This window comes from Phytobacter cepae, from assembly GCF_054165735.1.
The window spans coordinates 2,961,577-2,985,691 of sequence record NZ_CM135107.1; the positions used below are offsets into that span (position 1 = coordinate 2,961,577).

Sequence of the window (24,115 nt, forward strand, 5' to 3'; positions counted from 1 at the left end):
AGAGATTATGGAAAAGAAGCTGGATTAATTATGACTGACTTTACTGGTCAGGTCAGGGGCAAAGCCACATTTGAATAGCCTCTGGTTCTTCCCTGTAAACTGTTATTCAAACAGTAGGCTGTTCTGGCCAGTCGATGTCAGGTGCTGTTGACAGGTCGCTATCGTTTAGCGCATCAACGTAATCCAGCCAGGCATTCACCTTTACCTTCTCTTTGTCGGTCAGTGTGCGCCCCATCGCCAGTTTCAGGTTGATGGTGTACGTGGCGGCCTGAGCCTCTGAAAGAAGTTGCTGCCTCTTTGTTTCCGCTTCCAGAATGTAATTCACCGCCGGCGCATCAATCAGCACCGGTTTTCCCTCCATCCAGGCACTGCATTTGCCAGCTGGCGGATTAATCCAGGCGGCATAATCCTCGTCAGAGATTTCACTCAGGTCATCAGGCAGATTGCCTGATTCATTATAGGGCGCCTGTTCTTCCTCATCAGACGGAAAAAATCCCTGAACCTTCGAGCTGTACATCATCATCAGTACCCCACTGCAATGTAGTTAACACGGCAGGCGGCACTGATGACGCCCTCCGCGTAAAAATTGAATCCCGTAATGCTGCCCGTGGAAAATCCGACAACGTTCAGTGTGCCGACGCCATTTCTGTCGCCGTGGCTGGCGACAACCGACATACACGCATTCGGGAATGCTGACGGAAACGTCACCGTGCCATTCCCTGCGCTATTAGTTGTCACAACTGCGGTTGCAGTAACTACGCGCATATTTCGGGATGCACCAGGGATGTCAAAGGCATTCACGCTGGCCTGAGAAAAGCCGAGGTTTGCGAGCGTAGTTCTGATGTTCGCCGCAGTGTTAATCGCAAGAGGACCGCCCAGCGTTCCCCCTGCCGCCGGGAATGCCCCCAGCCGGTTACGGGCGTCGGCCATATCAGCGCCTGCGAGGATTTCGATTACAGAATAAGAGCGGTTGCCCTTCGTGCCACGAAACACAACGTGAAATAAGCGCCGGGTGGACCCGGTCCCGTTCACGTAGGTGGAGACCTGCATCAGGCACCAGGAAATAGCCGTGGTGCTGGACGGGTCGCCCGACATCCCCAGGACATTGACACCCAAAGACAGATTGCCCAGCTGACTCAGCTCAACGGGCGGGTTCACCTGGCTGGGTGCAGAAACCTGATAGCTGGCACCGTTGACGAACGCGTAATTCTGCCAGTCGAATCCGGTCAGAGACGGATTTGATGCCCCGATGCCGAACAGGTTGCCAATGCTCCGCGTGTCGAGGATTTCCTGCCACGGCGTCCAGGCATTAGTCGAAAATTTCTCGCGGTGAAATTTACGCCCATTATGCGAGACACTGGAACCATAAATAGTCCATTCCTGGGTGACAGAGGTGTTATTGCGCTGCGTACGAACTGCAAGACGGCAGTTTGAAGGCAGCGACCCCAGGCCCAGCATATCGAGTCCCGGTAGCCCTGTTGTTAAACTACTGGTGGGGTAGTCCCCGTCATCCAGTAAATTATCCGCATTTCCCTCAAAGAAAGCTGGCAGTGCCTGAATGCCGGTATTAACCCAGGCTGACCATACTGTTGCGCTGGACATATAGCGCATAAAGGTGTTGCCGTAGTTAGACACGGCAAACTGCTGTACCCCGTTGCTGTAACCCTGGACGACCTCAACAGAGCCCGCAAAACCTTCATAGGGATAGTGGTTCGCCAGTGTCCCGGCAGAAACGCGGTAGGTGCCCAGATACGCCAGACTGTTCAGCGTATCCAGGTCAGTGGTACTTGCGATAAGTGTTGACCGCAGCGCCCCGGCACTCACCTCACTCCAGTCAGTCCAGGTGACCACGCCAGCGGCAGTACTGACACCGCATCGGGTATAGGTGTTGTTGCGGTCCCATACGTCGTACTCCTGAATACAGGATTTAATATTGTTGGCGTTGGTGCTGTAGACACGCAGGGAGCCCGCCAGATTGACGGGATAATTACGGGACGCCGTCGCGCTGGAGTTGCGGGGCTGGTTGTAATCCCCCTCGACAGAGCCATCAATCGTGTTTAAATCAGCGGTCCCCACGTCACCCCGAAACTGGCGGGGAGTGCCGATGGTAGTCATCAGTTTCGACCAGGACGGGCCGGGTACCTGTCGCCCCGTCGGCGTGCCATCCGGGAGCGTGACCACGATATCCCCGCTGCCGGAGTAAAACGCCTGCCAGTTGGCGTTCTCCTGGAGAATGCGACGAACGGCTTCAGCTGTTTGTGCGGCCAGCGCCGCAGTGATGCGGTTGAGCGCCAGCTGCGGCACGGCGACCCATGCCGCGCCGGTCGTCGTCGGCCCGGTAAACGGGTCGGTCAGCGTGGCGGCGGTGTTGCTCGTCACGGTATCCACAAACAGGGTGTAGAACACCCCGCCGATGGTCGTTGTAATGACATCACCGGCTTTCAGGTCTGTGGTGAAGGTGGTGCCGGTACCGACAACTGCGTTTGAGCCGTTGGTAAATTTGAGAGTTCCTGCGGACATATTATCTCCGGGCATAAAAAAACCCGGCCGGAGCCGGGTTTGTGGTATTGGGTGGATTAGGTGGTCTGTTCGAATGCGCCCGAACCACGGGCAACGATCACGCTGGGAGACAGGATCTGGCAGGTGCCACCTGATGACTCACCGCCGGTGTTAGCTGAAATAGAGCAGGCAACAGAACGCGCTGTTATAAGTGCGCTGACCATCAACGTGGTATAAACCCTGCCTTGCCCGGAAACTGTTTTGACGCGGTAGGTTTTGCTGACGTTACCTATTCTCATGGTCACGTCCGCTGCGCCGCCGTCTGTGCCTGGCCCGGTTGCTCCACCCACACTCACCATCGCCATCAGCACGACATGTTTAGCCCGCGATTTGGTCCCGGAATCCGTATAGGTAAAGGCAACGTTGGCTGTTGATGAGATGCCCGTATCCGGGAATACCTGCCCGTTTGCCACGTCGCCAATAAATTCATCCGCCTCAACAGTCCCCCGTATCAAAACGTTATTGAATTCAGCGCTGCCGTCCTGCCTCACAATCCAGCCAAACATGCCCGACACAAAATTAGCTGACCACAAATCGCCGCTGATTTTGGCGTTAGTGATGGAGGCATTTGCGATTTTGGCGTTGGTGATGGCCGCATCCGCGATTTTGGCCGACGTGATTGTGCCGTTCTGAATAAAGGCATCGTTCAGAAACACCTGACCATTTATGATGGCGAACGGCGAATACATCTGGCTGGTACTGCTACCGGACAATACAACCAGTTCATTTGCATTAATGGCAACGCGGGTTGATACCTGTCCATTGTTGACCAGTACCGCTACCGACAAACCCGCATCATAGTAATTGCCGTTGTATTTCACGCCCGCTTTTAGCGTGTAGATAGCATTGGCACTTGTGGCGTCAGCGTATGAGGTGAACTTCTGGTTTATCGCAGACTGCTGTTTATCAAACGTCGCAGTTGTCTGCTGCTCAAGCGTAGCCAGCGCCTTGTCAGTACTGGTCTGCGCCTCGCTGATGCTCACCACACTGGCCTCGGCTTTAGTTATCCGTCCAGTGAGAGCATCCACATTCTCCGTGGTCGCCTGTACCGTTGTGGTCAGAGATGCCAACGCAGAATCCGTTGTGGCCTGCGCCTTTTTAACCGTGAGGATTTCGGCAGCACTGTCACCAAACCGGACAGCCACCAGGTCTTTGAACTCCGCATACGCCTTGTCAGCATCAGCTATGAGCTCCTGAGCCTGGGAGATCTCAGCGCGCGCAATGCCAAACTGCTCGAATGAAACTTTCGCGCCCTGGATATCCGCCAGTGTGCCCTGCAAAATCCCGGCGATACTGAAATCAATTTTCTCGGTTAACGCCTTACCGTCAGCGGCCAGCAGAACCTGGTCTTTAATAGCGTCCAGATAATCACTGGCCTGGTCGTTCGACATCCCGCGCACCCAGTCAGTCCAGTCTGACTGGTTACCTATACGGTCGACAAGGCGCGCCCGGTACCAGAATTCCTGCCCTGCACGTAAGCCCGCCTGAGTATATGAATGCTGGGGGTAAGGAACGCCGGCCAGGAGCATCGGGTTATTACCCGTACTCGATGCAGAGTACTGAACTTCTGTTTGAAGGGTATCTTCGCTGCCTGCAGGGAATGCCCAGTTGAGCTGAATACCCCAGTTGATTGGCGTAGCAATAAGTCCGACAGGCTTCGGTACCGCGCCGATTCGCCCACTCAGGTGCGTAAGAGTGGAGGACGCCCAGAGGCTCGACGCCCCCCCAGAATTAATGGCACAAACTCTGACGAGGTAGTCGCCTTCAAAAATCCCAGGCACTTCGATATTACGTAGCCCTGTTGCAGGAACATTGATCCACTCATTCTCACCCCGTTTCCACTGTACCCGGTATGAAACGATATCTGCCTGGGGTTTGCCATTCTTATCCAGAGGCGGATCCCAGGACGCAACCAGCGTAGCAATACGCTGCCCCTGGCGGACGGAGTCGTAACTGGTAATAACTACATTTTGTGGTTGCGCCACCAGCCCGGTTGGAATCAGGCTGATCGGAGGGGTATCCAGACGGGCGTTGTTATCAACAGCATCATATTTTGACGCATTGTATTCCGTCCCGGTAATGGTGAATGTATTTTCCTCATCATTAAATGTCAGATTAGTTACTCTGAAATACTGCAGGCGGAGCTGTCCGGCATCGATAACGAATATGGCGTTAGGGAGTGGTGCAGCTTTGAACGGTGTGGATACAATCAGCTGCGTGCCATTTACTGCCTGGATAACCCGACTTTCAACAGTGCCGCCCTGAGTGCGGATCAGCAATGAATCCCCTGCAACAGCACTGGTCCCGCGATCCGTTGTAACAGCTTTAATCGCAGAATTATATTCGGTGATGCGTCCGCCATAAATGCGACCGGACACCCGTTCATCAGCAAAGGCAAAAACTGTTCCCGGCACATAAACAACCCCGTCCAGACCCGTCTGCAGTGTGATGATTCGGTCCAGGAAGTTAGAGTACACCGCCCATCCACCGCGTCGCTGCGCCTCGCTTTCACGCGTGCAACCGATAGCTGTTAACTGTGTCTGCTTAAATTTGAACTGCTTCACGAGTTCGGGGAACATCACTGCCGTAGTACGGTCCTGATAGTGATTGTCCGGGTCGCTGAAGTTAACAAGTGCACTGGAGAAACGGTTTTTTTCACTGCCGCTCGAGTACACCGGCTTGCCAACTACAGAAGCACGGGTGAGGATCTGCAACTTCGACATATCAGCTGGCATATCGGAGACAACATTGAACATGTTGTTGCCCCAGAAAGTCATTCCGTTGAAGCCCGCGGCGATATCCTTAATCACCTGCCAGGCATCTGCTTCGGACTGGATATAGACGTCGAACATGAAGCGAGGCTCATTACCATTGCCACCTTTCCCGTCCGGTACCTTCTGATCGCAGCGTTGGGCAATGCGGTAAAGCTCCCACTTATCCAGCATGTCTACAGTTACACGACGACCCAGGCCAAAGCGCGGCTCTGTCAGGACATCAAACCAGATCCACGCCGGGTTGTTGGTCCAGCCCCATTTGAACGTACCGTTCCAGGTTCCGCTGTAACTGCGGGCAACCGGGTCATAGTTTTGGGGAATACGGATGATGCGCCCTTTGGGCTTGCAGGAGATCTTTGGAATATTGCTGAATGATTTTGCATTAAATGACACATACAACAGCGCTGTATGCGGATAACGCAGGCGCGCATCGATCACTTCAGTTATCGCCTGCACCTGCGTTTTATTTTGCAGCAACTGACTGGTACTGTCTGCGGTGTCGCGGACTACACGAATTTGCCAGCCAGTATTGGCCTTTGGCAAATTTATGCGATGCGTCAGTTCGTACAGCGCGCTGAGTTTCTCCGTGACTGTTTTGGTCATGATTGTGGAAAAAGCGCCACCGTCTATAGCCAGGTCGATATGGTATTTGACAGTTGTGCCAACAATATCCGCGTCTTTTTCCTGCTTTTGTAGCTGCGGAATGCCAACGCGCACCAGCACTGCATCGAGCTGGGTATTACTAATAGCCCGCGTCCATGGCGTTGCTTTCGTGAGTGAAACACCAATGCTTATTTCGTTTTCGACAGCGGGGAAACCGGGGATCGGTGTCTGAGTCTGTGTTCCTGGTCGAAAATCCCACGAAACACCCTCAAAATTCATTGTTCCGTCAGCATTGCCCAGCGGTGTGCCATCCAGGAATATACGTGTCGCATCCAGGCCACCCGCAAACTCGCCTTCCCCTAACGCCAGCAACATACGGCACCGCGCCATCGACTGAGCTGAATCCGGCTGTTCTACGGGCGTATGCTGCTTCTGGCCTCCGCCCTTCGCACCAGTGATCGTTGCCATATTACATCCATAAAAAAAGCACCCTATTGGGTGCTATTTGCTGAAAGAAGTTGCGTCAGATGTCTTCAGCGACAATTCCCGCGCTGATAATCGCGCCGCCAATCTCACGCTCGCCATAAAGCAGAGCTACGGGGTTGCCCATTGCCATCGTGTTAACAGCGCCACCGAAGGCATAAGAAGGTTTGTTGTCGGCATCCTGGCGCATCTGTAATCCTTTAGGTTGAGGTGAAAGCATCTGATAAATTCCCCCCGCCATAGAACTGATACCGCCAACAATTAATCCGGTAGCCATGGTTGCCCCTATTACCCCCCATCCAACCGGCCCCAAAGCAAGGCCCGCCACAATCATTACCGCTCCCATAATCGTCTGGAACATGCCCGCCTTTTTAGCACCCTCCATCACAGGAGCAATACGGATGTCGCTATCGCCACTCAGGTCTTTGAAATCTTCAACGCCGATATTTCGCTTTCCGCGAAACACCGCGAATGTCATTCCGTTATTTTTGGCATTCATCAGGTAGGCTTCCAGCCCATCAAGGTTGATGCACAAAGCCTTCACCGCTTCTGCTGATGTCTGAACAGCCAGTCTGTGAACGCGCCCGAACCGCGCTCCCAGTGCGCCATAAAAACGAATAGTGGTTAACCGCGCCATAGCTTAATCTCCTGAGGCAGGTTCTTGTGGCGGACGCATATCATCGTCCGGTCTTTGAAATAACCCCGGGCGTAGGGCGTAATACAGGATGGCTGCCCGTACAAGTGGTGAAGAAGCTCGCCTTCTTCGGTGATGATCCCCGCATGGTTCCACTTATCAGACTCAACCTGCATGATGACCATGCAGCCCGGCGCCGGGTCGCATTCGATAAACCCCTCACGCTCCCAGTTCTCGAAATACAGGTTGTCCGGGTACTGGCTCTCCCACCATGGATAATCCACACGGAAATCGTTAAGTGTCACGCCCTGGGTGGCGTGCCAGTCCATGATCAGCCCCCAGCAGTCGTGCGAACCGAGGATGAACGGGCGGCCAACTAATGGGGTGACATCAGGTGCTATCTCTGCATACTCATCGCAGTCCGGCGCGTAGATGCCCCAGACCACGCCGGAGTTATTGCACTGCTGGCGATCGAGGTCTGAAGGAATAGGTCGCGCCCCATCGCCCGGATGGGAGTGGATGACGCGAACAATCGTTCCGACATCCTCAGCATCCGCCCAGTGCGCGCCGTCAATGCGGAAATGTTCTGTCGGGTTTTCGTGGGTGTTCGGAACCGGAATGTAACGCTGACGCCGCCCCGACTGGATGACGAAGCCACAGCACTCGCGCGGGCACTCCTCCAGCGCATGCACGCGGATCGCCGCCATAATAGTTTTATTCATTGGTATATCCGGTTATCGGGAGAAGAGAACAGTTGCCGGGAAGCCACCAAAATCGAGGTTTGCGGCGTTAGGTTCTGCCAGTCCGGCACCAAACCGCTTACGGCAGTCATTGAGGCAGCCGCCGCACACATCCAGCGCCGGGTCTGCGACTGCATTACCCTTCGCATCGAAATACGCCGTACCGTTGTAGGTGCAGCCGTCACCGCTGCGATATTGTCCGCGCAGTGCCCATTCGCATAATGAAGTGATTTGCCGGGTTGGAATCACGAGGCTTTGTAAATCCGCAGGACTACTCAGTGACCACGTCACGATCTCATCGTCTTCAGCCGTTTTCGTATCGAGCCAGAAGGTCTGGAGAGTAAACATAGACGAATCGGCGGTGGAATTAACGCCCCCGGGGAAGTTCACTGGATCCAGATAAATGGAGTAGGTGTCAATAACGCTAACCTTTGCATTCACCATGTCCTTAAACTGAAGGCAGAGCGCCGTGATGTGCCCGTCCAGGTTGGAAACGCTCAGCGTTGGTTCGGCGGCCTGGTCAGTGGACATGGCCAGACCTGTAACCTGGTACGGCCAGAAATCGAAAGTTTTCCCACCCCAGATAATTGGTTTGGGTCCCAGTTTGTTCTCGTCGCCTTTAGCCGCATCAATTTCAGTTGGGGTATGAGGAAAAGGCGCATAATGGAAACGGTGAATGCCACCAGCAAACTCGCTCGCATCAACCTCAATAAGTCGTACGCGACCACCGGGGGAAAGTGAGGCCGCCGTATCAATCAGAGCAACCATGAGTCACCTCACGCATAGACGCCATAGGCGCGCTTAAGGGTGAATGTCAGCTCTGCAAATTTGCTGCTTATCTGGTTTTTTTGAACAGAATCTGCAACTACCCGATAAAGACCTTTAGCTTCGCCCGGTGGAGTAATGATGAAAGCTTTTACTGTATGGGCCAGAAGGAAATCACGAACGGCGTTAACTTCCGTTTCGATGCCAGTGTGTTTCATCGGGATCTTAATTGCAGTTGAGTTAATACCATTGTCAGCAACCTGTTCATAGCCATCGCCAAACTGAGCTGATCGTATAGTCTGACTGTATTCAATAGCGCCCGCTCCAAGTTGCGAGCGCCACTTGTAAGTATCAACGGCCATATTTGCTCCATAAAAAAACCCAGCCGAAGCTGGGTATTGATTGACGCCCGGGAGCGGGCTTGATTTTTAAATGCAAGCTTTTGCTATTTTTGCAAAACTATCTCTTATGTACCAGCTTCGCAGGTATAGTCTTATCTGTGTGCCGCCATCATATTTCACAACATCAGCGGCGGCGGTGTAATTTTCGGTATAGACAGTATTGCCCCCAGGGTAAGGCTGCATGAACGTATTTATAGTGCTGCCATCCAAGAGTTTTTTAGACTGCCATCCGAATAGCAAACATTCAGATACTACTTGTGTCGATTTGCTTGATGAGAGTGTTAAGTCAGGATCCTTACTCCTCAAATCGGTTAAGTTTTTGCATCCACTCACTCCAAAAATTAATAGAAAAACTAAAGCCCATTCTATGCGCACAATCTTCTCCCTTGATAAGGATGGTTTAGCGCATGATAACCAAGGGATGCAATGGTGTAACTAGGCGTAAGTGATATTGCTATCTCAGAAAGGTATAGGCAGGGTTTTATTTTGACTGAAATTGCCGACCGAGAAGGCCATCACTGCGGGCTGCTCTTCTCAGAATCTCAGTAACCTTGGCCTCAATTTCACTCCCTAGCGCCCTTGCTGCAGCGCTGCCGTCTCCAGATGAAGTCGAAGTTGCATTACCTTTATTATCAACGTAAATATCAATATTAACCTGAGGAGCCGTACCACCCCCGCCCTGCGCCCTGACCCCCAATCGCCCCGCGGAGTCACGCGTCAGCGGCATTATCGCCTCAGCACCAGCCTCAGCAAAAACACCGCCTTTAGCAAACTTCGACGCGCCCTGGAAGGAGAAGTATTGCGGAGAGTCATAGACACCGTTCACATACTTACTGAGGCCTGGAGAGTCATAGACTCCGCCTTTAGCATTACGGATGGGGCCTTGAAAATCGGGACTGCCGATACCACCGCCTTGAGGGTTAGTTTTTGCCGAACCACTTATCCACCCCATCGCCGCCTGAACCGCATAGGCCACCAGCAACCGGTTAACCACCTCTGCTATCATCTTCAGCATCGACATACCGAACTCCTTTATCGATGCTTTGCCGGTCATCATCAGGTCGGTCAACATGCCAGATAGGCCATTTAGCGCTGAGCCCGCAACGTTCTTCACGGAGTCGTAAGTGTTGGTGGCGGCTTCAAGATATTCATTCCAACCGCTTAATGCGCCAGCCTTCCAGTCGCCGCGCAGCCTGTCTTCTTCAGCGTAATAATTTCGAAGGGCTTTTAATTCCTTTTCATACCCAGCATCTCCAGTTTTGCCCCCGCCATTAAGCCATCCCTGTTTGAGCTGAGCCTCTTCCATCAATCGCTGTGTCTGGCGACTGCTAAGACCTGCACCATCACGTAAAGCAGCTGTTTTTTCCGACATCTGCGTAACGTACTTATTGGCCTGCAATGCCAGCCCGTTAATTTTCTGCTGGGCTTCAACTTCTTTATTTTTCTGATCCACAACTTTTGCGGCGTTGAGGATGGCATCCCGGCTCGAGAGAAGCGACTTTTCCTGAGTTGTCAGTGCACGAGTTTTTGATGCCTCGTCAAGTTCGGCGAAGCGAGATTGTTGCTTACTCAGCTCTGAGTTTTTCGCGTGTACATCACCAGTCTTTCGAAGGGTTTCCAGGGTCTCAGTCAGTGTTCGGGACTGGGACTGGTAGTTCTCGATGGTGCGGTCGTCAGCATCGACTTTAACTGCGGGGGTTTTTGGTTTTTTATCCCGCTGTTTTTTTGCCTCATCAACCTCACGCTGGCGTAACACAATAAGCTGCTGAGCGTTTGCTATTGCCTCTCTATCGCCAGAAAACGCAATTTTTCGCGACTGTTCATGAGCCTCTTTTAATCTGGCCTCCGCTCCAGCAACACGATCGGATGATTCCCACGCTTTATTGATCCAGTCAACTGAGTCTGCAACTGCTTTGTTACCGTCAATTGTCAGTTGATTCATCGTTTTTTGCAGGTCAATACCCTGCGCGATGAATTTAAGCCCGTAGTCAATACCACCGCCAAGCGCGACGTTCTGCTTACCAAGGTTTGAACCGGTATACCTGTTCTTCTCCTTGATAGCGGCTTCTGACCATGCGTCACCGATCTTAAGGATTTCCCGTCGGTGCACGTCAATCTCAGCATTCAGTGAGGTGAAATTGCCCGTGCTTTTGTACTTCTCAACCTCTTTCCTCGCCTCATCATAGCTAAAGCCGACATCAATCAGTTTTTTGATTGATTCGCTTGCACCATCATTGGTAGTGATGAACATCTTGCTGACATCATCAATCGTCTTACCTGTTTTATCAGAAATGGCGACCATGTTGAGAGCGAGCCGTTCTGCAGCATCACCACTGGCACCGAGAGACGATGCCGCTATTTTTAATGCTTCATCAATCTCCTGCCGTGCCTTATACACAGCAACAGCCAACCCACCCAATGCTAGCGCTGACAGACCAAGTGCCGCGTTTATGGGGTTTAAATAAGACAGGAAAACTTTGAAAGTATTACCAACGCCGCCGAACGAATCTTTAATCTGGCCGCCCTGCTGGAGAAGGATCAGGAACGGAGACTGGCCGCCTGCCAGCTGTGTCGCAATGTCGGTTAACTGCGCCGGGAGCATGCGCATTGCTGCGCTGTACTGCCCCAGGGAAATACCAGCCTTCTGCGCCGCAATCTGTTGCTTTGTCAGCGCTTCGGGAATCACATCGGCGACGCTGGAGAGGCGCTGACGCGTCTGATTAAGGATGTCATTGAAGTGTTCGAACTGAGCCCCGTTAATACGCCCGGCTTCGAAATGTGCCACCAGTTGTGAATGCTGCTCATCCAGTGAATTGAATGCTCGAATCGTAGGGTCGATTGAGCTGAGCAGGTTCTTTAGTGACGCCGACTGTTTTTCGGCGGCCTGCGTTGCCGCCAGTTCGGTTTGAGCGCGCGCGGCAGCCTCGCCGGTGTCCGTCAGCTTCAGACGGGTATCGTCGAGAATCTTGTTATAGGCCTGGAAGGTGTCGGTATCCAGAAAACCTCTGGTCTGGAAATTGCGCAGCGCATCCTGCTGCTCATCGAGTCGGTTCAGGGCTTTGGTGACCGGGTCGATATTTTCCAGCAAGCCTTTGAGGGCTTCGCGTTGTTCCCGTATGCCTTCCGCCCCCTCACGAGCGGACGGCTTAACCCGCTTCGCGGCTTCAGCCAGGGCATCAGCACCCGCAACTGCGCCCGTTGCGGCCTCGTTCAATTTATCGAGTTCGTTACTGGCTGTTTTAAGGTCTGAAACATCGGCCCGCAAAGTAATCGAGGCGATTTGATCTGTCATTAGCTCGTCTCCTTATGCATCACTTTGAGAGCTTCACTTTCCATTATTTGAATATCAGCCATGCAGGCCGCCGCATCCTCTACCCCGTGCAATTTGAACATCCAGGGGAGAACGTTGTAATCAAGGCCAGTAGCCCCGCTCGCGCCCACGCGCCATTGTGTCGCCAGGGCAGAAAAGATGGTGAACGCATGCCAGGCTGACGGCAGGATCCCCACCTCTTCTTCCACATCCTCAGGCGTCAAACCAAAAGCAGCTAACTCCGCGAGAGTTGGTCCGGGCGTGTACAACGCTGCAGCGACCTGCCTTAGTTTTTTTCGCGGATCGCCACCAGCTCTTTGGTGTAGGCCAGGCCGATGCTATCGAATGCGCGCGGATAGTTCTGCAGAAGGACGATCACGTTATCCCGGTTGAACTCGTCAGGCAGCGCCCAGTCTTCGACAATCTCCATCAGGTAGTCGGCCTGCGGCTCGATGACACTCTTTTTATCACCTGCTTTTTTCTGCAGTTGCTCATCCATGGCGCGCAACTCCTCCAGCGTTTTATGGCGGAAGGTGAAGGACAGTTTGCCGTCTTCAGCGCCGGCACGAGGGATGCTTGCAGTGGTGGAAAAAGTGGGGTCCGGGATCAGGGAAAATTGGGTCATTTTGGTTCCTCAGAGAAAAGAAAGCCCGGCGAACCGGGCCAGTTAATTAGCTGACGGTGATCGTGCAACCAGATGAGGTCAGGGTCTTACCTGCGGCGTCGGTGACCTCGCAGGTGTAAGAACCGGCATCGCCGGATACAACCGAAGGGATGTTGAACGTTGAAGCCGTTTTGCCCGGAATAGCAGTTCCGCCTTTTTTCCACACATAGGTATAAGGGGCGGAGCCGCCCTGCATAACCACTGCCAGATCCAAAGAAGAACCTGCAGCAACACTTTTGGTCGCTGGAAGGTTAGTCAGGAAAGCAAGAGGGGTAGCGGATGAGTCGGCGATCGGGTAAATCTGCATGTCAGATTCGAAGTTCATGCGCGCTTCGTTGCTTTCCACTGCGTTGATTTCGGTTTTAGGCACGCGCTGGAATGACACCTTGGCGGAATAGAAGCGGTCGGCCTTACCACGCGGATTGTTAAACCATACAGCAGTGGTATCACTAGAATCGTCCAGGTCAATCAGACGCTTATAGATAGCCAGTTGCGGGTCATGCGCGAAGGTATAAACCTGAACAACGGCGTTCTTAAATGTTGGGATAGTTCGGGCCTTATCATCCTCCATGAACTGGACGCTGATAGTCTGCTGGTCACCGCCCTCGGTGGACAGTGTCATAACCTGAGGCATGGTGATCCACGAATCAATTTTACGTAGCGTACCTGCGCCAGTGCCCGTCGGGAATTTCCTGGTGTCCGTAGTATCGAACGCTTCCAGCACCACTTTTGTGGTGGTAACCGATTTGACCCGCAACACCATGTTGTCGAGCTTGAGCCAGCCAGAATTCACCTGGACAACATCTCCCGCCAGAATGCCTGCGGCTGAGGCAACAGTGAGCTCACACTCCGTTGCATTCGATGCTGCAGTGAAAACAACTGGAGTCAGATAGGCCCTGGCCACATTCACACGTGAGCCGTTGGGGATAGCGAATGCCATAGCACTCTCCTGAATTTAGATAATAAAAAACCCGCCGGGCGGCGGGTCAGTAATCAGCGCGGTACTGCATGCTGACGGGATGTGTAATATCGATATCGTTCTGAATTGGCTGGCGCACCTGCGGCGGCCCGTTTATATAAACCGTCAGGTCACCATCAACCAGCGGTAACCCTTCCGGGAAGGCGTCAGCGACAGACTTAACCAACCCTCTCGCCTGAGTTACACCGCTACCTGCTGGCGCGATGATATTGAGCTGCAGAATACCCTGGTACGTACACAACTGACCTTCCAGGTCCTGCCCTACAGTTTGCGCCGGTAAGACATAAACGCGTCCATAAGGGGCATTATCAGGGGGAGCGAAGACGATGTTTGGCCAGGTAACTGGCAGCCCAATCGAGGAGCAAATAGCCGCTACACGACCTTCCAGCAGATCAGCAATCCGCATTGTCTGGTCACCGGCCATTGCGCACCTCGCTCATTGCTTCACGGAATAGTTGTGCCGCGTCAAGTGCTGTCAGTCCGACCATACCGCCTGGCGCCTGATTTGAATGACCGTTTTCCAGCGCCGGCGCATATGGCAGGTTGTTGGTAAAGAAAATCGAGCTGACCTGTCCTACTCTGAACACCTCAAGCACTGCGAGGCCACGGGAGTTTGAGCCCTGGCCTGAAGCGTCAGGTGTATCGTTGGATTGGGTTGGCCGGCTGTCAAAGCCCACGTACCAGTTGTTCCTGAAGCGCCCGCCGACATACCCCTCAGGCTTTTTGATATCCATCGAGTCGTTGACACGCAGGCCACGCTTAAGCCGTCCTGCCTTTGTCAGGTTTGACGGATCCTCGCGCAGAGTCGCATTATGCTCGCGAACAGCGGTGTTATAGGCTGATGCAGTCTGGTTAACCTCCCAAATATCAGGCTGGCCAACCGGGGACATATCCACCAGCCGTCCCAGGATTTTGATACCCGTTCGCCTGATAACGTCATCCATTTCCTCTTTAGAGCCATCAACGAACAACTTAATGGCAGCCAGAAAGGGTTGATTCGCACTGCTACCCATGATCATGCCCTTAGTTGGATGTTATAAGAGATCAGCACACCGGCAGGTTTAACCGGGTTCGGCTGAACCACACGCCATCTTTTGCCGTCGATTTCGATGCGGTCATCAATACGCACTTCAGTTTCAAACGTGGCCGCGAGTTTCTTATCACCAGTGGCAATCAGGGAGCCATCGATTTCACGGGAGGAATACTCGGTGATAACGCCAGTGACGGTCGAAGTGATTGCCGGAGTCGTTAACTCTTTACCGAACTGATCGCGGGTAGTGCCGCCACCGCGGGTAAGCGGATAGGCCTTCCCGTTCTCGGTCAGCAACCGGGTCGCGGTGTTTCGCATGCGTCGGTAGTCGATTGCCATATCACCCCCTATTAATGCGGATCTGATTGCCGCCCACCACCAGCCCGCGCAATGAGGAGTAGAACCAGGGGAATGACGGTGCCGCCTTATTCGTGCCCGGCTCATACTGGACCGTTACCGCACCCTCAACACGCTCCATAACCACCGCGCCACCACCAGCAACCGAAGGCGTGAGGTCAATCTCCTGCGACTCGATAGCCAGGCGACATTGCGCATCAACCAGACGTTGAGGGATGGCGTCATCCGGCAGGTCAACACCATCGAAGCGCACGCCCGAACGCGGCCATGACAGCGGCTGCGATGCGCTGGAGCGCTGCCCTCGCCATATTTTCCCTTCCAGAAAGTCCATCGCCTGCATCAGCAACGTCTCACACTCTTCATCGTCGGCAGGAACGGTATATCTGCGCCCCGCCGCGAATGCGCGCAGGTCAATCACGCTGGCGTAGCTGTTGAAATTAGGTGAATGGGGATCGGCAACCAGCATGGTTATTCCTCCAGTCGCCAGTCCAGCGCCAGCCAGTTGTCAACCTCGTCAGGGTGAACCTCAGCGCTCAGCGGGCCGCCGGGGAACTCCGGGGTATCACGCACCATGACCACCAGCACAACTCCCTGCTGTTCCTGCTGCTGTTCCTGCTGCTGTTCCTGCTGCTGTTCCTGCTGCTGTTCCTGCTGCTGTTCCTGCTGCTGTTCCTGCTGGGCAGGAGCATGTTCAGCGCCGTTCTGCGCCGCAAGCTTTTTAGCCTCACGCTGCGCGCGCTGTTCTCTGGTTAATCCGGCCATTGGGCCTCCTGAAAAACAAAGGGGCCGAAGCCCCTGTGGTTAACCCATGATGATGGTGGAATGCTCAGGCTGAACGGATGCAACACCCCACGCTACACCGACCTCATAGCGCACCTGACGGTACTGGCGATACAGTGCGATCTGGAAGGTGATACCGGATTGAGGGTCAGTCACGTTCATGACGTCGTCGGCAGTGTCACCGCCTTTTGGCATTGCCGGAGTACGGCACGCCAGCAGGAATGCGTTGCGATCGAATGCCATGTTTGGCGCGAACTCGCTCAGCACAGTAACGGCTGCCTGGTCTGCAAGATCCTGACGCAGGCCCGGCGCGCCGATGGTGATAGTGGAAGAGGTTGCCGCTACGACGATGTACTTGTTGTCATCGCCATCGAACTTCACTGCGGTCCCGGCAGCAACACCGCCAGTGCCAGCAGAGATAGCAACAATGATGTCGCCCTCTTTCTTCGCGCCGTTGACCTTAAAGCCCGCCGCAGTGCTTTTCGCAGTGCGCTTGATGTTGGCGGATTCGTGCAGGTTAAAGCCCATCACGCGACCGATGATGCCTTCACGCAGGAGTTGGTCGGTACCGGCTTCATTCGCCTTGAACAGCACGGACTGCTTACCACGAATTGAGGCCATCGCTTCGCCGCCAAGCACCATGCGCAGGTCGGTAGTTGGGGCACCATTATCCACCAGAATCTGGCGGGCCAGTGCTGCATCAGACAGATCGTCTTTAATGCTGAACGGTGTATCTTTCGGCGCACCGACAGCGCGAGAGGATTTGTAATACAGCGCCGCCAGGTCGGCATCCATTTCATTGCTTAACGCGCGGAAAGCCTGAGAAAACTGGTCAGCCAAAATGACGTCGTAGTTACCTGACGGACCGATCGCCAGTTGTTCTTCACCGTTCCATTTGACCGGGGCCATTTTGGATTTGGTGATTTTGACATCCACGGTACCGATGTTTTGATCGCCATCGTTTGGCGCGGTTGCCGCCGGGGTGATATCAACGGTGGTAGTTTTCGGTGCTACCGGCGCGGTGACGGTCTGGTCTTTGGCCGCAGCATCAGCTTTTGCATTGCGCGCCACGGCAGGGATAAAGCCCACCTGCTCGCGGGATACGCGGTTCAGTGCGGTGTAGAGAGTAGGAATTAACCCAGTAAGCGTGTTGCTCATATACTAAATATCCTTTCGTTTAATCGACGATGCTGACGCCGTCGCTCAGGGCAGCCTGCTTGCCTGCGCCATCCAGAGCGTCGAACGCACCGCGTTTCATGGTTTTTTGCCCGGCCTGATGCTGCGACTGATGTGAACCGCCGCCGCTGTTGCCGGACGCTTTGAGGATGTAGTCTTTCTGCGGATGCAACTCGACCAGAGATTCCAGCGCTTCATCGAAGCCAGCCAGTTCGCCGGGTTTGGTACGGGAGAACACCTTATTGCCCTGCCCGTCGTAAGCCACGACCTTGCCGTCTTCGATTTTGAAGTTTTGCCCGAAGTGGGAACGCACGAACTCAGCCGGAATCGCCATCTTCTCGGAAATGAACTTAGAGCCACCGAAGCGGCCGCCGATCATCTCGTCGTAGAGCTGGGTTTCGAGCTGCTTGGTCTTGCCGTTCGCTTCGTCCAGCTGCTGCTGGAATACCTTGGTGATCTCGGCCTTCACCTGGTCAACTGCGCCTGCGTCGATCAGCTTCTTCTGGTCGATTTTGGTCATCATTTCCAGGGCCTCGACCGCTTTGGTCGGGTCGGTGATGCCAGCGAATTTCGCGAGACTGGCTTCCGCCGCTTCCTTCGCTTCACGATGGGTTTTGGCCTCACCGTTCAGAGAAGTGATTTTGGTCATCGCTGCGACCGCGTCGAACGGGATTTCTTTGCCGTCATCATGGACATAGACAGGCATACCGTTTTCAACGACCACATTGCCGTTAGCATCAAGTTTGAGTTTCATTGTTTTTGCTCCAGCCTTCCGGCCATTGATAATGGGTCATCCGACCCGGGCGCCGCGTCGCATCCGCTCAGCGGCAGGCATAAAAAAAGCTGCCCGGAGGCAGCCTTAATTGGATTTTTCGTATCAGAAATGAGCGTTATTCTTTGCTGTGCAGCTTGGTGTAAATAGAGCCGATCAGGACCCCAATCATTCTGCCCTCTGGTGTGATTTCTCCAGCTTCCTTACAGATAGCATCAAGTTGCTCGACAATGTCATCGGGCAGCGGTTCAGCGTGGGCCAGTTCAAATGCTTTTGTCAGGTACGGGAATTTATTCTCAGCCAATCTAGTATCTCTGGGTCGAAAATGTTTCGCTTGTCGCCATTCACGAATGCTGAAACTATCTTGGCAAACAGTTCCCTGGGCGACTCTGCTGAATAGGCGCTTAATGCACGCCACCAGCCTTTATCATAAGCACTATCTAGGATTTTCGCCTCCAGGACTCGATTCACGTGTTAGTTGCTCAAGGGTGAGATACTCTCCACGGTCGTTAAACATCTCAGGTACAGTGATTTTTCCATCACGCAACATCAGTGCCCTTGTCACGCCCAGCACCTGTTCCTGCCGGGCGTATGGCTGCCGGGCGAGCCAGTCGGCATAGCTGGTTTGCGCTGGCACTTGCCCGTCCATTGAGGCACGTGTGGCGCTACTCAGCTCGTCGGAGGGAATCTTTAGCTCTTCCCACGATTTCGTAACCAGAATTTCGCACGAGCGACAGCAGAAATGGATTTTACCGGGTCCGCGCAGATACGGAATCTGATGCCCCAGCGGCTTGCCGTCGAGCGAGTAAAGTTTGCGGTCACGGATGATGCACCATTGGCTCGTATGGGTGTCCAGCGTTGAGGACCACTGTTTGGCCTTCACGATATCACTGTTAGCCTGGGCGAACTCCTGACGTGCAGTGGCGGCCATATGATTCACCGCTGTACGCGTCACTACAGCCAGGTCGCGCCGGGATGCGTTGATCGCCCCGTCTTCACGGTTGAGTTTTGGTGTGCCGGCTACACGCCGGACAATCTGCTCTACCGTTTCACCCTGGAGGAACCCAGAGCGGACAGCGTTGGTGATTTTGTCCAGCCGGTCAGCCTCAAGCTTCTGGCCCCACTCCTTCAGCAGACGCCCCTGGAACGGCTGCGCCACTGCTGCGGCGTAGACCTGCTCAGGTGCGATACTCTGCAGCGGCACATGCTTGACGATCTGCTTCGGAATGATGCTGCTGAACAGGTCCAACTGGTATCCGGCCTCATACTCAACATAGCGCATCAGCTCCCGCGCCAGCGCATCGTTAATCGGCTCATAGGCCTGTTGGTTCAGTTCGCGCACACCAGCCAGCAGCGATGCCAGGCGGCGGGCGCTGTAGGTATCCGCTCGTTTGCCGTCCAGCAGCACCAGCAGTTTTGCGGCAAGGTCAGCATCCATCTTATTCAGAAGCGATATCATGCGCCGTGCAACGCCAGTACCATAACGGGACACATACAGGCCATGGGCTATCGTCTCGTCCTGCAGCCGGTCATTAACGGAACGCGCCATTTCACACCTCTTCTGTCGGCGGTTCGGTCAGGGAAGCCGACTCGGTCAGCAGTTCGTTCAGCACCACGTCAGGGTCCGCATCGGCATCTATGATGTTCAGCTTCTGCAGGGATTTGATAGCATCCACACGACGGATATCACCGCCCTGACGCAACGCCTGGATAGCCAGCGCAGCTGGTGGGTTAAACTCTTTCGATTCCACATCCAGTTCGGTACGGACATCAACGCTGCCGCCATCTTTCTCACCGATGTACTCAGCCATGATTTGCAGGATGTTGTCGATCGTGTCTTCCAGGCTGGTTGCCATGGTGTAGAGCGGCGACTGCTCCTGCATTTTCTCTTCAGAGGTCTGGTCTACGGACTTTGTCGAGGTGTTATCGGTACGCAGCAGCTTCGCACCTGCCTGTCGCATCTGTTCCACCAGCTCAGCGAGAGACTCTTTGCCTGCACCTATTGAAGAGCCGGTGTGCTCGACGTATTCGAGCCCCTGCGTTTGACGGTCGGAGAATTGAGTTGCCGAGGAAGACCCTATAACTAACTCTTCACCATCGCCAAGGCCAAATACCGTCAGCAGCGGCACGCGCGCAACATGAAGAATATTGTCCTGCTCGCTCTGACTCTGCCAGTGCTTCACGTTCAGCAGCGCCATATTCAGGAGCGGTGGAGAACCGCACATGAACCCGGTACGCTTGGTGTAGAGCGTGACAAGCGTGATGTCCTGCCGCGACGTTTGCCATTCTTCATGCAGCGTCCAGTTCACCTGAACATCAGCGCCAGTGGCTTTGCGGTAAATCTGCACCTTCCCAGGCGTCAACAGTCGGATCTGCTCAACTTTTGTCTGGCCGAAGTCGTCGCCGTCCTCGACCACTACTTCTTTTATTCGCAGCGCAGTAAGCTGCCTCTTACCGCCGACTATCTTTGACTTCCAGCCGATCACCTGGCGGGGATTAAGCATGGTTACGTATGGCCGTGCACCAGTAGCTTTCTCATCGGCTTTGGTCTTCACCTGTTCGGCATCCACCCGCGGATAATCCACCAGCGCATGAGACAGGCCGTACTGCATCGCAAGACTGAAGAAGGCCTGCGCCCATACATCGAGGCGACTGGCTTCCAGATCAACATTCTTCGTATACTCGCGCAGCGCATCCGGGACATTCTCGCCCAGTTGGATAGGCTCAGCAAACACACGCCCGACATTCTGGTTGATTGTCTCCTCATAAGCTGGCAGGAGCGTGGCCACCGCCAGGCGCTTTTTGTAATCCTCTTTGTCTTCTTTCGGCCAGCGCGGGAGATATGCTTCACCCAGCTCGCGCATATACAGTGTGCCGCCCATGAGGGCGTCGTTAATGTCCCACGCCTGCACCATGTTCCCATAGTCCAGATTGGGTGTAGAAATATCAGGCATGGTTTACATCCGTAGTTTGGTGACTTTGCCAGTTGGTTTGATGATCGGGAATTGCTTCACGATGTAATACCCACCAGCATCATTGGGGTGATCGTTATCAGCGGACTTATCCGGCTCGCCATTAGCCGCCCAAACCTGCTGCTCCAGGCTCTCGGTGTAGACAGGGCAGCGGGTCACATTCACTTTGTAACGACGCTCGCCGTTGCCGTTGCAGAACATGGCATTCACTGAGTTAATGCGGTCTTTCACTGGCGGGTTGGCAGCATTCACCACCACACTGAATCCGGCTTGTTTAAGCTGGGCGATATCCGTGGCGCTGGCATTGTTTGATTTGCGCGAATCGCCGGAAGCATCCGGATAGATGTAAATCTGACGCGAGGCCACGTAACGCCCGCCCTCATAGCGCCAGAATTCCTCCTGGATGCGCTTAATCATCGCCGGGGTATCGTAGACCTTCACCAGTTCACGAACGGCACGTGGCTCTCCGTCACGCAGCACATGAACAATGGCTGCCATCTTCCCGACGTTGAAGTCCATACCGATGTAAAGCGATTCGCCAGCTTGTTCCTCATCGACACAGCCATTCAGCCGGCGATCGAACTGGTGGTAGATGGTGCCGCTGGTCAGGTTGGTGAACCGTCCGCGCAAATACGCCTTAATCAGCTCTGGCGGATAAGAATCCATCAGCGAAGGGATGTAATCGTGGGGAAGGTTCTTTTCATTATCGAAGGTAGAGGCCTGAATCAGGCCGTACAGCGTCGCCAGCTCAGGCTTATCCCGCACGGCTTTAACAAACTGCTGATAGACGAACTTGAAACCTTCCGGGGTGGTGGTGACATCGATGCCATTGCGCAGGCCATCTACTTTGTATCGCATACGAGCGATAATTTTTCGCCATGCCTGCTGCGCTTTAGCGGCAGCCATAACATCCAGCTCATCAACCATCGCATTGCCGATTTTAAAGCCGACAATCGAGCCTGGCTTTTCCATCGAACGGCAAATCGTCGTACCGCGATACTGTCGTCCAGCGTAGAAGTGAACCTCTTTGTTCCCCTCATTGATTTTGACGTTCATCCCCCAGTCAAATGCCACCTCTTCCACTGTCGGATAGAAGATGTCACGAATCTGAGGATAGGTCGGCGCGAAGTAGCCCTGGTTTATTTTGGGAAACTCCCACATCCCCTTGCAGATGCCGCCGCAGCCAACCCACGTTTTACCGGATCCGAACCCGGCAACATAGGCCTTAAATTTATGCGGCATAGCGAGGAAGCGCGCCTGGGGAACATTAAGCGTCGGCGCTATCATCACGAACCCTCGCATCTATCACGTTGATGTTGATTGCAACTGGTGCCGGGACATCATCCTCAGGGTCGGCTGCCAGCTCTTTGCGGAGTTTCTCAACCTCCAGTTGCCGGCGCTCGATTTCGATTTGCTGGAGACGTTGCGCGAACTCACTATCAGCCAGGCCAAGCCGCTTCATCACCGCTTCGTACATGCGTTCGCGACTGATAGCTGTTATCTCAACGCCATTCTTGCCGAGCTTCACTCCTGAATAGGCCAGAGCGGCATCAGGGGCCAGCTTCCGGGTATCGGAGAAATATGGCTGTCCAATGCCATCACCATTACAGCGAGGGCATTCAGGGTTAGGCTCACGGTTGTGGTCATAGCCATAACCGCCCACATCCTCAGGCTCGCGACGTTTACGCTCAACCGCTTCGAGTCGCCTCTCTTCGTGCTCCACAGCATCACGCCATTGGTACTGGTGACCGAAGCCCCAGCAGTAGCGACATGCCCCGCGACGATATTGTGAGAGATGGTTAGCGTCGAAAGTGGCAAGGCGCCACATCTGCTCAAGCACTTCATCAGCACTGCCAAGCGTGCGCTCAATGGATGCTTTCTGCTGCTGCGCAATAGCCTGCGCAACGTTAGGATTCGTAAGAAGTTGGCGACCATAGTTTGGGTCGCTATAGCCAGCCCGTTCAGCTGCTGCGGTGGCGTTCTGGTCCTTGAGGTATTCAGCAATGAAGCGTTTTACCTTAGGACTCAGTTTGGCATCCGCCAGTTCTTCTGCGCTCTTTTCCTTTTGCGCAGTGCGCACTTTTTTCTGCGCAGTTTTTTGCGCAATTTTTTGCGCAATTTGCGCAGTTGGTTTTTTGATGTGTCGACGTGCAGTCGCGTAGTTCAGTCCCTGCGCTTCACACCAATCCTTCGGTGATACGCCGGTTGCGGCATGATCGGACAGGAACCGTTGCTGAAGCACGCCCCAGTCCGGTTTTGCCATAAGTTACTCCAATAAAAAAGCCACCAGCGGATGCCAGTGGCTTCATATAATAAGACTCGAAAAGAAATTTTGGAGGACGTCTATTAATTGAGGATTCCGTCTATTTTTCTCTGTATGAATCCCTCGAGAAGTTTTCTGGATACCTCAATCAGCGTCCCAAGACTTGCATCCTTAAAGCCTGTTTTGACCGTAGCCCATACTTCCTTGTTTCTAATGGCTTCAAGGAAATCATGCCCAGGCGCCGTTAGTCTCAACGGAACTTCATCAAAAAAGCCTTCATCATCTCGATCATCACTTTCAGGGCTGAAGTATCCAATTCCACGTAGACCATCGACGCGACCTATTAACCCTCGGTCTTGTAATAAACGAATATGAAAACGGAATTCGTTAGTCTGGTGATCAAATCCCAATACCATAAGCTTGGTAATACTGGTATGAGGTTCGTTCGAATCCTCAAATGCGATAAGTAGTCCTTTGAGATAATCTTGGTCGATTTTCATGCTTCTCCCCTTCGTTTAGGGGTAATTTAGCATTATCGCAGGCACTCAGTGAACGTCTCCTGTAATGCCAATAAAAAAGGCCGCCTAAGCAGCCCTTTTCACTTTACATAAGCTTTATTTTTACTGAGTACCCTTCAAGACCAGACATGGTCTCATTCGGTATAAACTCAATCTCAGAAACCTCTTTGCCTGTTTTTTTGCGGAGTTCAGTAATTTTTTTAGTAATAAGGGCAGAAATTTCTTCCTCAGCTTTACGCTCCAGTTCTTCGTGTTTCATGCACATACTCCTTTAACATACCCAAGCTTATATAAATCATAGATTATTTCCCAGAAGGCGTTCAGGAATCATCATC

General features: G+C 53.6%; 26 protein-coding genes. All 26 read right to left on the reverse strand.

Translation table 11 applies throughout. From position 1 onward, the window contains the following. Positions 1–106: 106 nt before the first annotated feature. Complete coding sequence (locus tag ACUY4Q_RS13845; RefSeq protein WP_458043327.1) at positions 107–523, reverse strand: tail fiber assembly protein; 417 nt, start codon at positions 521–523, stop codon at positions 107–109. Beyond that, positions 523–2,520 (reverse strand): pyocin knob domain-containing protein, encoded by a 1,998-nt coding sequence (locus tag ACUY4Q_RS13850; protein ID WP_458043328.1) that lies wholly within the window; start codon positions 2,518–2,520, stop codon positions 523–525. The genes ACUY4Q_RS13845 and ACUY4Q_RS13850 overlap by 1 nt, the downstream gene beginning before the upstream one ends. 56 nt (positions 2,521–2,576) lie before the next feature. Further along, positions 2,577–6,404 (reverse strand): TipJ family phage tail tip protein, encoded by a 3,828-nt coding sequence (locus ACUY4Q_RS13855; RefSeq protein WP_458043329.1) that lies wholly within the window; start codon positions 6,402–6,404, stop codon positions 2,577–2,579. Between the two features lie 55 nt (positions 6,405–6,459). After that, positions 6,460–7,056, reverse strand: coding sequence for a tail assembly protein (locus ACUY4Q_RS13860; RefSeq protein ID WP_458043330.1), 597 nt, complete (start codon positions 7,054–7,056; stop codon positions 6,460–6,462). Further along, on the reverse strand, positions 7,044–7,775 hold the full coding sequence (locus ACUY4Q_RS13865; RefSeq protein WP_458043331.1) for a C40 family peptidase: 732 nt from the start codon (positions 7,773–7,775) through the stop codon (positions 7,044–7,046). Before ACUY4Q_RS13865 ends, ACUY4Q_RS13860 begins: the two co-directional genes overlap by 13 nt. 12 nt (positions 7,776–7,787) lie before the next feature. Continuing rightward, on the reverse strand, positions 7,788–8,561 hold the full coding sequence (locus ACUY4Q_RS13870; RefSeq protein ID WP_458043332.1) for a phage minor tail protein L: 774 nt from the start codon (positions 8,559–8,561) through the stop codon (positions 7,788–7,790). A gap of 8 nt (positions 8,562–8,569) precedes the next feature. Beyond that, positions 8,570–8,920 carry a phage tail protein gene (locus ACUY4Q_RS13875; protein ID WP_458043333.1) on the reverse strand — a complete coding sequence of 117 codons (351 nt, stop codon included), beginning with the start codon at positions 8,918–8,920 and terminating at the stop codon, positions 8,570–8,572. Between the two features lie 66 nt (positions 8,921–8,986). Next, a complete protein-coding gene (locus tag ACUY4Q_RS13880; RefSeq protein ID WP_458043334.1) occupies positions 8,987–9,334 on the reverse strand; it encodes a hypothetical protein in 348 nt (115 codons plus the stop codon). A gap of 106 nt (positions 9,335–9,440) precedes the next feature. Then, positions 9,441–12,251 carry a phage tail tape measure protein gene (locus ACUY4Q_RS13885; RefSeq protein WP_458043335.1) on the reverse strand — a complete coding sequence of 937 codons (2,811 nt, stop codon included), beginning with the start codon at positions 12,249–12,251 and terminating at the stop codon, positions 9,441–9,443. Beyond that, complete coding sequence (locus ACUY4Q_RS13890) at positions 12,251–12,538, reverse strand: DUF1799 domain-containing protein (RefSeq protein ID WP_458043336.1); 288 nt, start codon at positions 12,536–12,538, stop codon at positions 12,251–12,253. Before ACUY4Q_RS13890 ends, ACUY4Q_RS13885 begins: the two co-directional genes overlap by 1 nt. 17 nt (positions 12,539–12,555) lie before the next feature. Next, positions 12,556–12,894 (reverse strand): phage tail assembly chaperone, encoded by a 339-nt coding sequence (locus tag ACUY4Q_RS13895; protein ID WP_458043337.1) that lies wholly within the window; start codon positions 12,892–12,894, stop codon positions 12,556–12,558. Between the two features lie 46 nt (positions 12,895–12,940). After that, a complete protein-coding gene (locus ACUY4Q_RS13900) occupies positions 12,941–13,873 on the reverse strand; it encodes a phage tail tube protein (RefSeq protein ID WP_458043338.1) in 933 nt (310 codons plus the stop codon). A gap of 46 nt (positions 13,874–13,919) precedes the next feature. Continuing rightward, complete coding sequence (locus ACUY4Q_RS13905; protein WP_458043339.1) at positions 13,920–14,318, reverse strand: DUF4128 domain-containing protein; 399 nt, start codon at positions 14,316–14,318, stop codon at positions 13,920–13,922. 7 nt (positions 14,319–14,325) lie between these two features. After that, on the reverse strand, positions 14,326–14,925 hold the full coding sequence (locus tag ACUY4Q_RS13910; RefSeq protein ID WP_458043340.1) for a hypothetical protein: 600 nt from the start codon (positions 14,923–14,925) through the stop codon (positions 14,326–14,328). A gap of 2 nt (positions 14,926–14,927) precedes the next feature. After that, positions 14,928–15,281, reverse strand: coding sequence for a hypothetical protein (locus tag ACUY4Q_RS13915; RefSeq protein WP_458043341.1), 354 nt, complete (start codon positions 15,279–15,281; stop codon positions 14,928–14,930). Position 15,282: 1 nt separating this feature from the next. Next, positions 15,283–15,765, reverse strand: coding sequence for a DnaT-like ssDNA-binding protein (locus ACUY4Q_RS13920; protein ID WP_458043342.1), 483 nt, complete (start codon positions 15,763–15,765; stop codon positions 15,283–15,285). A 2-nt stretch (positions 15,766–15,767) separates the two neighbouring features. After that, positions 15,768–16,061 (reverse strand): hypothetical protein, encoded by a 294-nt coding sequence (locus ACUY4Q_RS13925; RefSeq protein WP_458043343.1) that lies wholly within the window; start codon positions 16,059–16,061, stop codon positions 15,768–15,770. A gap of 39 nt (positions 16,062–16,100) precedes the next feature. Then, on the reverse strand, positions 16,101–17,237 hold the full coding sequence (locus ACUY4Q_RS13930; RefSeq protein WP_458043344.1) for a major capsid protein: 1,137 nt from the start codon (positions 17,235–17,237) through the stop codon (positions 16,101–16,103). A 19-nt stretch (positions 17,238–17,256) separates the two neighbouring features. After that, a complete protein-coding gene (locus tag ACUY4Q_RS13935) occupies positions 17,257–18,009 on the reverse strand; it encodes a DUF6651 domain-containing protein (RefSeq protein WP_458043345.1) in 753 nt (250 codons plus the stop codon). 136 nt (positions 18,010–18,145) lie between these two features. Further along, the gene (locus ACUY4Q_RS13940) at positions 18,146–18,331 is read right to left on the reverse strand and encodes a hypothetical protein (protein WP_458043346.1); all 186 of its coding nucleotides are present in this window, start codon (positions 18,329–18,331) and stop codon (positions 18,146–18,148) included. Between the two features lie 132 nt (positions 18,332–18,463). After that, a complete protein-coding gene (locus ACUY4Q_RS13945; protein ID WP_458043347.1) occupies positions 18,464–19,576 on the reverse strand; it encodes a phage minor head protein in 1,113 nt (370 codons plus the stop codon). 1 nt (position 19,577) lies between these two features. Continuing rightward, positions 19,578–20,981: a DUF4055 domain-containing protein gene (locus ACUY4Q_RS13950; protein WP_458043348.1), complete on the reverse strand. Its 1,404-nt coding sequence runs from the start codon at positions 20,979–20,981 to the stop codon at positions 19,578–19,580. 3 nt (positions 20,982–20,984) lie between these two features. Then, the gene (locus ACUY4Q_RS13955) at positions 20,985–22,289 is read right to left on the reverse strand and encodes a terminase large subunit domain-containing protein (RefSeq protein WP_458043349.1); all 1,305 of its coding nucleotides are present in this window, start codon (positions 22,287–22,289) and stop codon (positions 20,985–20,987) included. Then, the gene (locus tag ACUY4Q_RS13960; protein WP_458043350.1) at positions 22,267–23,262 is read right to left on the reverse strand and encodes a terminase small subunit; all 996 of its coding nucleotides are present in this window, start codon (positions 23,260–23,262) and stop codon (positions 22,267–22,269) included. Before ACUY4Q_RS13960 ends, ACUY4Q_RS13955 begins: the two co-directional genes overlap by 23 nt. 83 nt (positions 23,263–23,345) lie before the next feature. Then, positions 23,346–23,762: a DUF2513 domain-containing protein gene (locus ACUY4Q_RS13965; RefSeq protein ID WP_458043351.1), complete on the reverse strand. Its 417-nt coding sequence runs from the start codon at positions 23,760–23,762 to the stop codon at positions 23,346–23,348. 103 nt (positions 23,763–23,865) lie between these two features. Continuing rightward, on the reverse strand, positions 23,866–24,039 hold the full coding sequence (locus ACUY4Q_RS13970; protein WP_458043352.1) for a GnsA/GnsB family addiction module toxin: 174 nt from the start codon (positions 24,037–24,039) through the stop codon (positions 23,866–23,868). Between the last annotated feature and the right edge of the window lie 76 nt (positions 24,040–24,115).

Coding starts and splice junctions, on each gene's coding strand:
- ACUY4Q_RS13845 (WP_458043327.1), bottom strand. CDS start 523: ATGATGATGTACAGCTCGAAGGTTCAGGGATTTTTTCCGTCTGATGAG.
- ACUY4Q_RS13850 (WP_458043328.1), bottom strand. CDS start 2,520: ATGTCCGCAGGAACTCTCAAATTTACCAACGGCTCAAACGCAGTTGTC.
- ACUY4Q_RS13855 (WP_458043329.1), bottom strand. CDS start 6,404: ATGGCAACGATCACTGGTGCGAAGGGCGGAGGCCAGAAGCAGCATACG.
- ACUY4Q_RS13860 (WP_458043330.1), bottom strand. CDS start 7,056: ATGGCGCGGTTAACCACTATTCGTTTTTATGGCGCACTGGGAGCGCGG.
- ACUY4Q_RS13865 (WP_458043331.1), bottom strand. CDS start 7,775: ATGAATAAAACTATTATGGCGGCGATCCGCGTGCATGCGCTGGAGGAG.
- ACUY4Q_RS13870 (WP_458043332.1), bottom strand. CDS start 8,561: ATGGTTGCTCTGATTGATACGGCGGCCTCACTTTCCCCCGGTGGTCGC.
- ACUY4Q_RS13875 (WP_458043333.1), bottom strand. CDS start 8,920: ATGGCCGTTGATACTTACAAGTGGCGCTCGCAACTTGGAGCGGGCGCT.
- ACUY4Q_RS13885 (WP_458043335.1), bottom strand. CDS start 12,251: ATGACAGATCAAATCGCCTCGATTACTTTGCGGGCCGATGTTTCAGAC.
- ACUY4Q_RS13895 (WP_458043337.1), bottom strand. CDS start 12,894: ATGACCCAATTTTCCCTGATCCCGGACCCCACTTTTTCCACCACTGCA.
- ACUY4Q_RS13900 (WP_458043338.1), bottom strand. CDS start 13,873: ATGGCATTCGCTATCCCCAACGGCTCACGTGTGAATGTGGCCAGGGCC.
- ACUY4Q_RS13905 (WP_458043339.1), bottom strand. CDS start 14,318: ATGCGGATTGCTGATCTGCTGGAAGGTCGTGTAGCGGCTATTTGCTCC.
- ACUY4Q_RS13910 (WP_458043340.1), bottom strand. CDS start 14,925: ATGGGTAGCAGTGCGAATCAACCCTTTCTGGCTGCCATTAAGTTGTTC.
- ACUY4Q_RS13915 (WP_458043341.1), bottom strand. CDS start 15,281: ATGGCAATCGACTACCGACGCATGCGAAACACCGCGACCCGGTTGCTG.
- ACUY4Q_RS13920 (WP_458043342.1), bottom strand. CDS start 15,765: ATGCTGGTTGCCGATCCCCATTCACCTAATTTCAACAGCTACGCCAGC.
- ACUY4Q_RS13925 (WP_458043343.1), bottom strand. CDS start 16,061: ATGGCCGGATTAACCAGAGAACAGCGCGCGCAGCGTGAGGCTAAAAAG.
- ACUY4Q_RS13930 (WP_458043344.1), bottom strand. CDS start 17,237: ATGAGCAACACGCTTACTGGGTTAATTCCTACTCTCTACACCGCACTG.
- ACUY4Q_RS13935 (WP_458043345.1), bottom strand. CDS start 18,009: ATGAAACTCAAACTTGATGCTAACGGCAATGTGGTCGTTGAAAACGGT.
- ACUY4Q_RS13945 (WP_458043347.1), bottom strand. CDS start 19,576: ATGGCGCGTTCCGTTAATGACCGGCTGCAGGACGAGACGATAGCCCAT.
- ACUY4Q_RS13950 (WP_458043348.1), bottom strand. CDS start 20,981: ATGCCTGATATTTCTACACCCAATCTGGACTATGGGAACATGGTGCAG.
- ACUY4Q_RS13960 (WP_458043350.1), bottom strand. CDS start 23,262: ATGGCAAAACCGGACTGGGGCGTGCTTCAGCAACGGTTCCTGTCCGAT.
- ACUY4Q_RS13965 (WP_458043351.1), bottom strand. CDS start 23,762: ATGAAAATCGACCAAGATTATCTCAAAGGACTACTTATCGCATTTGAG.
- ACUY4Q_RS13970 (WP_458043352.1), bottom strand. CDS start 24,039: ATGAAACACGAAGAACTGGAGCGTAAAGCTGAGGAAGAAATTTCTGCC.